Source organism: Streptomyces sp. DSM 116793, from assembly GCF_057320905.1.
In genome coordinates, this window is the sequence record NZ_CM170494.1 from 2,401,174 (window position 1) to 2,413,425 (window position 12,252).

Annotated in this window: 9 protein-coding genes; 6 read left to right on the forward strand and 3 right to left on the reverse strand. The window is 73.8% G+C overall.

Annotated elements, in window-relative coordinates; translation table 11 throughout:
* Positions 1 to 68 precede the first annotated feature (68 nt).
* The 3 genes from ACSMXW_RS09885 to ACSMXW_RS09895 all read left to right on the forward strand — a co-directional run bounded on the left by ACSMXW_RS09885 (position 69) and on the right by ACSMXW_RS09895 (position 1,966).
* The gene (locus ACSMXW_RS09885; protein ID WP_485805307.1) at positions 69 to 377 is read left to right on the forward strand and encodes an ArsR/SmtB family transcription factor; all 309 of its coding nucleotides are present in this window, start codon (positions 69 to 71) and stop codon (positions 375 to 377) included.
* Positions 374 to 1,468, forward strand: coding sequence for an ACR3 family arsenite efflux transporter (arsB, locus tag ACSMXW_RS09890; protein ID WP_485805309.1), 1,095 nt, complete (start codon positions 374 to 376; stop codon positions 1,466 to 1,468). The genes ACSMXW_RS09885 and arsB overlap by 4 nt, the downstream gene beginning before the upstream one ends.
* Positions 1,469 to 1,642: 174 nt before the next feature.
* Complete coding sequence (locus ACSMXW_RS09895) at positions 1,643 to 1,966, forward strand: ANTAR domain-containing protein (RefSeq protein ID WP_485805311.1); 324 nt, start codon at positions 1,643 to 1,645, stop codon at positions 1,964 to 1,966.
* 573 nt (positions 1,967 to 2,539) lie between these two features.
* On the opposite strand, the gene ACSMXW_RS09900 is transcribed toward ACSMXW_RS09895, so the two are convergent.
* The 3 genes from ACSMXW_RS09900 to ACSMXW_RS09910 form a co-directional block, all read right to left on the reverse strand.
* Entirely contained in the window at positions 2,540 to 3,082 is a 543-nt protein-coding gene (locus tag ACSMXW_RS09900; RefSeq protein ID WP_485805313.1) for a sigma-70 family RNA polymerase sigma factor, read from the reverse strand.
* Between the two features lie 221 nt (positions 3,083 to 3,303).
* Positions 3,304 to 6,216: an AfsR/SARP family transcriptional regulator gene (locus ACSMXW_RS09905; protein WP_485807924.1), complete on the reverse strand. Its 2,913-nt coding sequence runs from the start codon at positions 6,214 to 6,216 to the stop codon at positions 3,304 to 3,306.
* A 420-nt stretch (positions 6,217 to 6,636) separates the two neighbouring features.
* Entirely contained in the window at positions 6,637 to 7,167 is a 531-nt protein-coding gene (locus ACSMXW_RS09910; protein ID WP_485805315.1) for a MarR family winged helix-turn-helix transcriptional regulator, read from the reverse strand.
* Positions 7,168 to 7,275: 108 nt separating this feature from the next.
* Between ACSMXW_RS09910 and ACSMXW_RS09915 the strand changes: the two genes are divergently transcribed.
* The 3 genes from ACSMXW_RS09915 to ACSMXW_RS09925 all read left to right on the forward strand — a co-directional run bounded on the left by ACSMXW_RS09915 (position 7,276) and on the right by ACSMXW_RS09925 (position 11,723).
* On the forward strand, positions 7,276 to 8,970 hold the full coding sequence (locus ACSMXW_RS09915) for an MFS transporter (RefSeq protein WP_485805317.1): 1,695 nt from the start codon (positions 7,276 to 7,278) through the stop codon (positions 8,968 to 8,970).
* A 262-nt stretch (positions 8,971 to 9,232) separates the two neighbouring features.
* Positions 9,233 to 10,456: a Tm-1-like ATP-binding domain-containing protein gene (locus tag ACSMXW_RS09920; protein WP_485805319.1), complete on the forward strand. Its 1,224-nt coding sequence runs from the start codon at positions 9,233 to 9,235 to the stop codon at positions 10,454 to 10,456.
* A gap of 439 nt (positions 10,457 to 10,895) precedes the next feature.
* A complete protein-coding gene (locus ACSMXW_RS09925) occupies positions 10,896 to 11,723 on the forward strand; it encodes a phosphoenolpyruvate hydrolase family protein (RefSeq protein WP_485805321.1) in 828 nt (275 codons plus the stop codon).
* Positions 11,724 to 12,252 lie beyond the last annotated feature (529 nt).

Genomic DNA, 12,252 nt, shown 5'->3' on the forward strand with positions numbered 1-12,252 from the left:
GCCCTCCGACGGGCCCCCGGGTCAGCCCGGACTGGTATCAGTCCACGATGATATGACAGCATCAGCCCATGCTGACGTCAGTCGACACTGACCTGATCCGGGTGCTGGCCGACCCGCTCAGGCTCCGGATCGTGACCCTGCTGGCCCGCGAGACACTGTGCACCACGCACCTGGTGGAGGAGACGGGAGCCCGCCAGACCAACCTGTCCAACCACCTGAAGGTGCTGCGGGAGGCCGGGGTGGTGGACACCGAGCCCTGCGGCCGGTTCACCTACTACCGGCTCAGGCCCGAGGTCATCGGGACGCTCGCCGGCCAGTTCGCCGATCTCGCCGCCACCGCCCGCGCCCACGCCGGCACCAAGAGGGCCTGCCCGTGACCTGCACCGAACCCCCGGCGACCGCCCCCGGGGAGTCCTCGGTCGTCGCCGGGCTCTCCACCCTCGACCGCTTCCTGGCCGTGTGGATCCTCGCCGCCATGGCCGTCGGTCTCGGGCTCGGCCGGCTGGTCCCCGGCCTGAACGGTGCCCTGGCGAAGGTCGAGATCGGCGGCATCTCGCTGCCGATCGCACTCGGCCTGCTGATCATGATGTATCCGGTGCTCGCGAAGGTCCGCTACGACAGGCTGGACGCGGTCACCGGCGACAAGAGGCTCATGGCCTCCTCACTGGTCCTCAACTGGCTCATCGGGCCCGCGGTGATGTTCGCGCTGGCCTGGATTTTCCTGCCGGACCTGCCGGAGTACCGCACCGGCCTGATCATCGTCGGCCTGGCCCGCTGCATCGCCATGGTGATCATCTGGAACGACCTCGCGTGCGGCGACCGCGATGCCGCGGCCGTCCTGGTCGCCCTCAACTCGGTCTTCCAGGTCCTCGCCTTCGGCCTGCTGGGCTGGTTCTACCTCGACCTGCTGCCCGGCCGGCTCGGCCTCGGCGGCGGCGAGCACCTCGACGTCCCCGCGGGGAAGATCGCCCTGAACGTCATCGTCTTCCTCGGCGTCCCGCTGCTCGCCGGGTTCCTCACCCGCCGCCTCGGCGAGCGGAGGCTGGGCCGCGAGCGGTACGAGGCCGCGTTCCTGCCGAAGACCGGGCCGTGGGCGCTGTACGGGCTGCTGTTCACGATCGTCGTCCTCTTCGCCCTCCAGGGCGGGACGATCACCTCCCGGCCGCTCGACGTCGCCCGGATCGCGCTGCCGCTGCTGGCGTACTTCGCCCTCATGTGGTTCGGCGCCTTCGCCCTCGGCAAGGCCACCGGACTCGCCTACGACCGCACCGCGACCCTCGCGTTCACCGCGGCGGGCAACAACTTCGAGCTGGCCATCGCGGTCGCCATCGCCACCTTCGGCGTCACCTCCGGCGAGGCCCTCTCCGGGGTCGTCGGCCCCCTCATCGAGGTGCCGGTCCTGGTGGCGCTGGTGTACGTGTCACTGGCCCGGCGGCGGAGGTTCCCGGCCGCGCGGCCGGGTTCCTGAGCCGGCCGCGCCGGCGGGGCGGCGGCGTCCCCTGTGCCGCCGACGGCCCGCCGTGTGGCCGCGACAGGAGACACGGCATCGCTTTCTGGGCATTTTGCCGAAGGCGGGTGCTAGGTCGTGCCGGACGGGGCAGACGCAGTGTGAGTTCGGACCCCGACACCCGCGGAGGCAACATTGGAGTACCGCGCCGACCGACTCCTGAACCCGGAGACCGAGGCACCGGCCGATCAGATCAGGCAGCTGGAGGGCAAGGTCGCCCAACTGCAACAGGCCGTGGATTCGCATGCGGTGATCGACCAGGCGCTGGGCGTCGTCGTCGCCGTGGGGCGGGTCTCGCCGGCCGAGGCGTGGGACATCCTTCGCGAGACGTCGATGTGCACCAACATCAAACTGCGTCACGTGGCCGAGTTGGTCGTCGCCTGGGGGGAGACCGGCTCCCTGGCGCCGGACATCCACGAGGAACTGGCCCGCAGGCTGGTACCTCACCTGTCCAACTGACCGGACACGGCCTTCTTCCCGGCGGGGCCCGCGGCGCACCAGGCCGAAGGGCGGCCGGGACGAACCACGGCCGCCCCTCGCGTTCCGCGTGCCCGTCCTTGTCCCGGGCCCGCGGGCCTGGAGGAGGTGCCCCGGCAGGGGAGAGCCACCGGCACACCTCCGGCTCCCCGGGCATGGGGCCCGGTCCGTCGCGACGAGTCCGGCGCCATCACGCCGTGCGTACCGGCGTGCCGTCCCGTCGCCCCGCCGAGGTGTTCCTCAGGTGCGGTTCGCCTCCTACACGGCCGGGGGACCCCGGATGGTTCAGATCATCTTCGAACGTTTTCACCGCGCCGCTCCGTGTAGGGGGTGGAGCAACACGCCGGAAAGACCGCGTCGGGCCGCCGCCCGCCGTGCCGGTCCCGCCGGCCGCTCCCGGCGATCTCACGGGCACACGGACGACACGGGAAGGACACCATGAGCGAGAGCCCCGGCACGCTCCCCCGGCCCGGGCCGGCCGGGGCCACGGCGCACCGCGGCGCGCCGGCCACGTCCGGCGGGCCGGTCACCGCGCCAGGGCACTCCCCGAGCCGGTCACCCCGCCCGCACCGCGGCGACCGTGCCGTTCCTCGCCCGGAGGTTGCGGAGTGCGTAGTGCTGCCGGGACTTGACGGTCCCGGCCGGTATCCCGAGGATCCGTGCCGTCTCCTGCACGGTCCTGTCGCACAGGTAGATGTGCAGCAGCACCTCGCGGTGCTCGTAGGAGAGCTGGCGCAGCAGCGCCGTCGTCTCGACCGAGAGCAGCACGGACTCGGAGTGGTCGGGCTGGGCGGCGTCCCAGTCCTCCGCGCCGACGGTCTCGTGGCGGGCGGCGGCGCTGCGCAGCCGGTCGATGACGAGGTTGCGGGCCACGGTGAGCAGCCAGCCCCGGACCGAGCCTTCCGCGCCGTGCAGCCGCTCCCTGTGGCGCCAGGCGCGGATGAGGGTCTCCTGGACGATGTCCTCGGCCAGGTAACGGTCGTTCAGCAGCCGCTCGGTGTAGCCGAGCAGTGCCTTCGTGTGGTCGGACATCAGGGTGTGCAGGGGGTGCCTGCGGCCCGCGGCCGTCGAGGCGTCCGCGGCGGTGGTCGTGTTCATGTCCCAGTTCCCGAGGTGAAAGGCCGGCCGGGTACCGCCCGCTCGCACCAGGGCCCTCGGATTCCCCCCACGCCTCCCCAGGCGCAGCGACCCCGGGTTCGGCACCCGGGTACCGGTCGCGGTGGAAGCTCTGATCAAGCGGCACGCGTGGAGAGCGTAGGCGGGGGCCACTGCCGGAAGACTGACGCTTTTCTGACGCCGGGCCGGGGGCGGTCCCCGCGTTATGCGCCGAGGAGTTCGGTGCGGGCGGAGGGCTCGTGCAGCTGCCTCAACTTGTCGCGGACCTGAGGGGCTTCGGGATGGCCGATCTCCTCGAGGATGTCGAGTGCCTTCCGCCAGGCGAGCTCCGCCCGGGCGCCGTCGCCCTCCGCGTGGTGGGTGTCGCCGATGTGCACCAGGGTGTCCGCTTCGAGGTAGCGGTCGCTGATCTCCCGGTACAGCTCCAGCGCGCGCTTGAAGCATGCGAGTGCCCGGTCGTGGTCGCCCAGGTGGTGGTGGGCGTAGCCGAGGCTGTCCCAGGCCGCGGCCTGGCCGTTGCGGTCGCCGATCATCTGGTGGTTCGCCAGGGCCCGCCCGCACTCGTCCAGGGCCTTCGGGTACCGGGCCATCATGATGTACGTCCAGCCGACCTCGTTGGAGACGCTCGCCTCGCCGCTGCGCCGTCCTGCCGAGCGGTAGAGGGCGCTCGCCTGCGCGTAGTGGTCGAGCGCCTCCTCGTGGGACTGCCGCCTGTTGGCCAGGAAGGCGAGGTAGCGGTGGACGAGGCCCTGACCGGCCAGGTCGCCGATCTCGCCGAACAGCTTCAGCGACCGCGCGAGGTGTTCACGCGCCTCGTCCCAGCGCTCCATCCGGCCGAGGGCGAAGCCCAGCGCCCGGTGCGCGTGCGCCTGGCCGCGAGTGTCGCAGAGCCGCTGCGCCGCCGTCACCGCCGTCGTCTGGGCGGCCAGCTGCTCGTGCCACCGGCCGTTGCGGTCCAGGTACCACTCCAGTATCGCGGCGAGCTGCCAGCTGTGCTCTCCCCTGCCGTGCCGGGCGTCGTCCTCGACGGCCGCGAGGAGAGCGGGGCGGTTGGTGTCCAGCCAGTGCGCCGCGTCGCGCTGGTCGCGGAAGCGCATCGGGGTCACGCCGGCCGCGTGGGACGAGAGCTCGATCCGGTCCCGGGTGGGCGCGAGCAGGCGGTCCGCCGTGTGCAGGGAGTGCAGGTAGTGGTCGAGCAGGCGGCGCCTGGCGGCGCGCGACTCCTGGACCGTGCCCTGGGACCGCAGCAGCTCGGTCGCGTAGGCGCGCAGCAGTTCGTGGCAGCCGTACCGGTCGGGCGCCGTCGCGTTGATCAGATGGGCCCGCACCAACGCCGCGAGCAGCGGCCGCACGTGGTCGCTCTCCTGGCCCGCCAGGCTTGCGGCGGCGGCGAGGCAGTAGTCGGGGCCCGGGTGCAGCGCGAGCAGCCGGAACAGCCGCGCGGCGTCCGGGGCGAGCGCACTGTACGACCAGGAGAAGACACTGCGGGCGTCCGTGAGGGGGGCCTCCGCGGTGAACGCGTCGAGGCTGCCCCCGCCGTCCCGCAGCTCGGCCGCGATGGAGGCGAGGGAGAACGCCGGGCTCATCGCGGCCCGGGCGCTCACGATGGCCAGCGCCAGCGGCAGGTGCCCGCACCGGGCGATGATCTCGGCGCCGGCGCCGGGCTCGCGTGCCATCCTGCCGGCGCCGAGCCGCCGGGACAGGAACTCCCACGCGTCCGCCTCGCTCAGCAGGTCCAGCGGCACGACGTGCGCACCTTCCCCGGCCACCAGCCCGTAGAGCTGGTTGCGGCTGGTGACGATGACCAGGCTGCCGGGCGAGCCCGGCAGCAGGGGTCTGACCTGTTCGGTGTCCCGCGCGTTGTCCAGGACGACCAGCATCCGCCGGCCGGCGAGCAGGCTGCGGTACAGCCCGGCCTGCGCCTCGAGACCCGCGGGGATGCGGTGCGACGGCACGCCGAGGGCGTCGAGGAAGGACCGGATCGCCTCGGACGGACTCATGATCGAGCCGCCCGGATGGAACCCGCGCAGATTGACGTAGAGCTGCCCGTCGGGGAAGCGGTGGGCGACCTGGTGCGCCCAGTGCACGGCGAGTGTGGTCTTGCCCACGCCCGCCATGCCGCCGATCACGCCGATCGCCAGCCCCGTGGGCTGCCCGCCGGCGGCGGGCAGCAGCTCACGAAGCCGGTCGAGTTCACCGCGCCGGCCGGTGAAGGTCGCGGGGCTCACCGGGAGCTGGGCCGGACACACCGGGTCGGCGGCGCCCCGCGGGGCCCGCGCGGCGTCGGGCGGCCGTGCCGTGTCCCCGGCGGGGCCGGCGGGCACCGCGACGGGTCCGGACGGCACGTCGTCCGTCCGGACGGTCTGGCGCAGCACCTGACGCTGGGCGGCCTGCAGTTCGGGGCCCGGCTCCAGGCCGAGGTCGTCCGCGAGCCGGGTGCGTACGGTGCGGTACGTCTCCAGGGCCTCCACCTGGTGCCCGGTGGCCGCGAGCACCATGATCAGCCTGGCCTGCAGCGTCTCGTCCAGAGGATGCTGCGCGGCGGCCTGCCGGAGGGTCACCAGCACCCGCGCGCCGGGCCCCGGCCCGGCGGCGAGCGCATGGTCCGCCGCCGCCTTGACGGCGTCCGAGTGCTCGCGGTCGACGGCCGTGAACGCCGGGTGCGCCCGCACCTCGGGGGCGATGCCCGAGGCGGTGGGCCCCCGCCACAGGTCCAGCGCCTCGATCAGCAGTTCCGTCGCGCCGGCCGGCTTCCCCGCCTCGGCCAGGCGTGCCGCCTCCTGGCACCGGGCGCGGAAGCGCAGCAGGTCGAGCGAGTCGGGCTCCACCTCCAGCCGGTATCCGCCCGAGCCGCGTACCAGCCACCGTGAGGCACCCCTGGCCGGCAGTCCGGGTTCGAGTAAACGGCGCAGCGCCCCGATGTGCCGCTGCACCACGTTGACGGCGCTGTCCGGCGGATCCTGGCCCCACAGGGTGTCGACGATCTCGTGCACGGACACCGGGTGGCCCGCGTGGATCAGGAGCAGCGCCAGAAGGCTCCGCTGTTTCGGCGGACCGAGCTTCAGCTCGGTCTCACCGCGCCAGGCCCTGACCGGCCCCAGCACGGCGAAGCGCATGGTCACAACGCCCCCGGTACTGACGGCACAACAGACATGAGGTACATCCCGCTCATGGACTGACCCCTGGTGGACGAGCATAGGCGCGTGCCGCTCCTGGCCGAAACGGCGTCCCGGCCACCAGCGGCCGGCAGCCGGGGGGCGCGGCCGCGGGCGCGGGCGGCACCGGCCCGCACGGCGTGACGCACCCGTCCCGCCCGGTGTGAATGCCGCACTCCCACTCTCCCGAGTACCGACTGTGCTCGATCCCTACGCCACGTTACCTCTCCCGGGCGCGGGGCCTTCGGCGTGTCCTGGTCCGCGCGGGGAGGCCGCATCGCATGGCGGGAGAGCCGGAGGTCCTCCTGGTGGACGACGTCGGCGGGCGGACCACGCAGCCACGCCGTCGGCGGGCGGACACGCACCCCGACGTCGTGACGCCTATCCGATCGGCGGGCCGAAGAGCCGGTCCAGGACCGGCAGGGCCGCGCGGAGCGTGTGCTGGTCGTCGGCCGACAGCCGGTCCATCCGCGCGGCGAGCAGGGCCACGCGCTCCCGGGTGACATCGGCCCAGACCTTCTGGCCCAGCTCGGTGATCTCCACTTGGCTGCCGCGCACGGCCGGCCCGCTGCGCGCCACCCACCCCAGCTCGATCATGCGGTTGACGATCTGGGTCATGCTCGGCGGACGGACGCCTTCGGACCGGGCCAGCTCTCCCACACTCGACGGGCCGCCGCGCAGCAGACTCAGCACGGCCCCCTGGGTGATGGTCACCGCGAGGCCCTGGGTGTCGCGGCGCATGGCCTGGCTGATCCGCAGGAAACGCGGGCGGAGCGCGGCAGCCAGGTCCGCCGGCTCCGCATCCGCCGGCTCCGCATCCGCCGGCTCCGCATCCGCCGGCCCCGGGCCCGCCGGCTCCGCATCCCCCGGCCCCGGGGCCCCGCGGCGGGGGTCACGTTCCTGATCGCCCATAGGAGGCCTCCCTCTGTTCAGCGTGCCATGACGATAGGGGTGTGACGGGGACAACAGGCCATCGCGCTCACCGGACGGTTTTATAGTTAGCCTAACTTTAATCCAGTGGTGCGGCGTGTCCCTGCGGCGACCGTGGAGAGGGAGGGCATCGTGAACGGCGGCGACAACGGCCCGGCCGAGCCCCGGCGGATATCCGGCACACCGGTGGAGGCGTCCGGCGCCGCCGGGCCGCCCGGCGCGGGAGCGGGTCTCGTGCTGTTCGCGATGTGCCTGGGCCTCATGCTGTCCATGCTCAACTCGACCCTGGTCAATGTGACCATGCCGCAGATCGGCAGTTCCCTGCACGCGTCCGAGACCGGTCTGCAGTGGGTGGCGGACATCTACACCCTCGGCTACGCGAGCCTCCTGCTGCCGGGCGGCGCGCTCGGCAACCGGCTGGGCCGGCGCAGCACGTTCCTCCTCGGCGTCTTCGCCTTCCTCCTCGGCTCGCTGCTGTGCGCGGTCTCCCCCACCACGTCCGTCCTGCTCGCCTCCCGGGTGGTGCAGGCCCTCGGGACCGCCGTCATGCTCCCGCAGACACTCTCCATCGTGGTCAGCGAGTACCGCGAACCCACCGCGCGGGCCCGGGCGGTGGGCATCTGGGCCGGGGTCGCCGGCATGGGCCTGGCCGCCGGCCCCGTCCTGGGCGGCCTCGCGCTCACCGTCGCCACCTGGCGGGCCGGGTTCTTCCTGGTACTCGCCCTTGCCGTGGTGACGCTGGTGCTGGCCCACCGCGTGGTGCCGGCCGCCCGGCACGGCCGGCCGGGGCACGCTCCCCGGGTGGACGCCGCCGGCGTCGTCCTGGGCGTGCTGACGCTGACGGCCCTGGTGTACGGACTGATCGAGTCGGGCACCTATGGGTGGGGGTCGCCCAGGATCGTCGGGGCCTTCGTCGCCGCCGCGGCCGGCGCCGCGCTCTTCCTCGGCACCGAGCATCTCGTCGGGCGCCGTGGGGGCAGCCCGCTGATGCCGCTCGAACTGTGGCGGCTGCGCGGCTTCGTGGCCGCCAACGCGGCAGGGCTGGCGTACTTCGTCACCCTCTTCGGCGTCCTCTTCTTCTACAGCCTCTACCTGCAACAGCAGCAGGGCTACTCCGCCCTGACCACCGGCCTGCTCTTCCTGCCGCTGACCGCCTGCATGGCCGCCTTCGCGCCCGTGGCCGGACGGCTGACCGCACGGCTCGGGGCGCGGTCCGTCCTCGTCACCGGGCTCCTCGTGACGGCCGCCGGCTGCCTGGCGCTGGCCGCCGAGGCCCGGCGGCCCGCGCTCGCGGACCTGGAGTGGCGGCTGTCGCTGGTCGGCATCGGCTGCGGGCTGATGAGCTCGACCATGAGCAACGTGGCGGTCTCCAGCGTGCCCCCGCACCACGTCAACACCGCGGCCGCCCTGCACAACACATGCCGCCAGATCGGTGCCACGCTGGGCATCGCCCTGCTCGGCGCCGTCCTGTACGCCCGCCGGCAGGCCGCGCTCGCCGCGCCGTTCGACCGCCTCGACGCCTCCGCGCGTACGGCGGTGACGGCCGCGATCCGTGCCGGGCGGGCCGACCCGGGCGGGGCGGCCCGTGTCCCCGCAGCCACCCGACGGGCTCTGAACGACGCGTCCTACACCGGGTTCACCAGTGGGCTGCACGCCGCGATGCTCCTCTGCGCCCTCATCCTCCTCGCCTGCGCCGCCCTGGCCGTCGTCCTGCTCCGCCCGCGCCGCACCCTCCCCACGGTCCCCACGAGCCACCCGCACGCCGCTCCCGCCGCACCACGGTGACGCCCCCGTGACGGCGCTGCGCGCCCCGGTGCGGGCCGCCCCTTGGGGCCGGTGGCGGTCAGACGGTCCCGTCCCGCTCGGTCGCGCGGTTCCCGCGCCCCTTCGGGACGGGGCCGCCCCCCGGCAAGGGGCGCGGGCAACATCGGGGAGGGGAGACCCACCCGGCTCGCTCATGCCACGCACATGATGTGCGGCCCCGGGGGAAGCGCAAGGGAAACACAGGGGAAGCACACGGCTCGGCGGAGAGCAGGAGGCGGACAGGATGGCCACGGTCGTTCTCATCGGCACCATGGACACCAAGGGCGAGGAGTACGCGTGGCTCGCCGACCGGGTACGGGCGCACGGGGCGGGCACCGTCACCGTCGACGTCGGCCCGTTCTCCGACGCGGTCGCGGACGTCCGCGCCGCGGAGGTCGCCCGCGCCGGCGGCGCCGACCTCACGGCGCTGCGCGAGGCGGACGACCGGGGTGCCGCCATGGAGGCGATGGCGTCCGGCGCCGCGTCGGTGGCCCTCGCGCTGCACGCGGAGGGCCGGCTCGACGCGGTGCTCGCCGTCGGCGGCTCCGGCGGCTCGTCGGTCGCGGCCCGTGCGATGCGCGCGCTGCCGGTCGGGGTACCGAAACTGCTGGTCTCCACGATGGCGTCCGGCGATGTCTCGCCCTACGTCGGCGAGAGTGACGTGACGCTCATGTACTCCGTGGTCGACGTCGCGGGGATCAACTCGGTCTCCGAACAGATCTTCGGCAACGCCGCCGCGGCGGTGGCCGCGATGGCGACGGAGCACGAGGCCCGCCGCACCGCACCGGCCGGCGCACAGCGGCCCCTCGTCGGTCTGACGATGTTCGGGCTGACCACGCCGGCCGTCGACGAGGCGAGGGCGGAGCTGGCCGGCCTCGGCTACGAGCCGCTCGTCTTCCACGCCACCGGCGCCGGCGGGCGCGCCCTGGAGAAGCTCGCGCGCGACGGCCGCCTCGCCGGCGTGCTCGACCTGACCACCACGGAACTCGCCGACGATCTCGTGGGCGGTGTGCTGAGCGCGGGTCCGCACCGGCTGGAGGCGGCCGGTGAGCGGGGCATTCCGCAGGTGGTCTCGGTCGGCGCGCTGGACATGGTCAACTTCGGCCCGCGGGAGACCGTGCCCGCCGGCTTCGGCGGGCGGACCCTCGTGGTCCACAATCCGACGGTCACGCTGATGCGCACCACACCCGAGGAGAACGCCGAGCTGGGCCGGCGCATCGGCACCAAGCTGGCCGGGGCGCGCGGGCCGGTGACCGTGCTCCTGCCGCTGCGCGGCGTGAGCGGTATCGACAAGGACGGCGGCCCGTTCCGGGACGCGGCGGCGGACGAGGAGCTCTTCTCCGCGCTGCGCGGCGCGCTCGCCGGATCGCCGGCCGAGATCGTCGATGTGGAGGCGCACATCAACGATCCGGGATTCGGACGCGACGCCGCACGGCGCCTGCACCGGATGATCACCTCGGCTCGCTGACGGCGGGGCAGCCGGCCGGGCCTGCGGGACCGGCCGGGCCCGGTCCGGTCTGCGGTGCCGGTCCTGCCTGCGGGGCCCGGTCCTGCTTGCGGGGCCCAGTCCTGCCTGCGGTGCCGGTCCTGCTTGCGGGGCCGGCGCGACGGACATGACCGGACCGCTGGGCACACGACCGGGGCCGATGCGGACACGACCGGGGCCGGGCACCGGTGACCGGGCCCGCACGGCGAGACTGGGCCCGCACGGCGGAACGGCCGGCCGGTACGGCGGAACGGCCGGCTCGGTACGGCGAAAGGCCCGGCGCCGCACCACCGGGTCGGCGCGCCGGAACAGCCCGGGCCCGTACCGCCTGGCAACCCGGGCCCGTACGGCCGGGCAACCCGGGTACGTGCCCGGACGACGGCAGGTGCCCACGCGTGCGTGGGCGGGAAGGAAGGCGACCATGGACCGGAACACGGCACTCGAACGGCTCAGGGCGACCGTGGCGGCGGGCCGCCCGGTCATCGGCGGCGGCGCCGGGACGGGCATCTCCGCGAAGTCGGCCGAGGCGGGCGGCATCGACCTGCTCATCCTGTACAACTCCGGCCGCTACCGGATGGCGGGCCGGGGTTCACTCGCGGGCCTGCTGGCCTACGGCGACGCGAACGCGATCGTGATGGAGATGGCGAACGAGGTGCTTCCCGTGGTCCGGGACACGCCCGTGCTCGCGGGTGTCAACGGCACCGACCCGTTCCGGGTGATGGGCCGCTTCCTGGACCAGGTCAAGGAGGCGGGGTTCGCGGGGGTGCAGAACTTCCCCACGGTCGGGCTGATCGACGGCGTCTTCCGCCAGAACCTGGAGGAGACCGGGATGGGTTTCGGTCTGGAGGTCGAGATGATCGCGGCCGCACACGAGCGCTCCCTGCTGACCGCGCCGTACGTGTTCGACACCGCCCAGGCCACCGCGATGGCCGAGGCGGGAGCCGACGTCGTCGTCCCGCACATGGGCCTGACCACCAAGGGCACCATCGGCGCGAGCACCGCGCTCACGCTGGAGGAGTGCGTCGAGCGTGTCCAGGCGATGCGGGACGCGGCGGTCGCGGTCAATCCCGACATCCTGGTCCTGTGCCACGGCGGGCCCATCGCGGAGCCCGAGGACGCGCAGTACGTGCTCGCGCGGACGGACGGGGTGGTGGGCTTCTTCGGCGCGAGCTCGATCGAACGGCTGCCGACGGAAGCCGGCATCCGCCGGCAGACGGAGGCCTTCAAGTCCCTCACCTTCGGCCCCTGAGCCCGGCGCCGGCGACGACCGGCGCCGCCGGGCAGCCCCTCTTGCCGACGCCGCCTCCGCCGTCGGCCGGGGCGGAGGCCGGGGCGGTGTTCAGAGCGTCCACCCGCCGTCGCTCCGAACTCGCCACTCCCCCGACTCGCCGCTTCCCCGGACTCGCCGTGTCTCCGCGCCCGTCCTTCCCCGAACTCGCGCTTCCGGAATTCGCTGCTCACGGAATTGGCCGCTTCCCCGCATTCCACGGGACGGCCGAACACCGTCCGGCCCGGCATTCCCCTTCCTCGACAGGCACGATCCTGCACCACCGGCACCGGCCGGGGAGAGTGACCACGCCGAGCGGCGCCGGCCGGTCCGCACACCCGGAGGCGCGAGGGGCCGGGCCGGGACTCCCCCTCGGCACGGCGCGCAACGACCGGAAGACGAGTCGAAAGTTTCGAGAGCGCAGCTCCGGATCCGACCCGTGAATCACGTCCTCCGCCATCCGTCGCCGGACTCGAACAGCTAAGGGAGGGCGTTGACCTGCAACGATCAT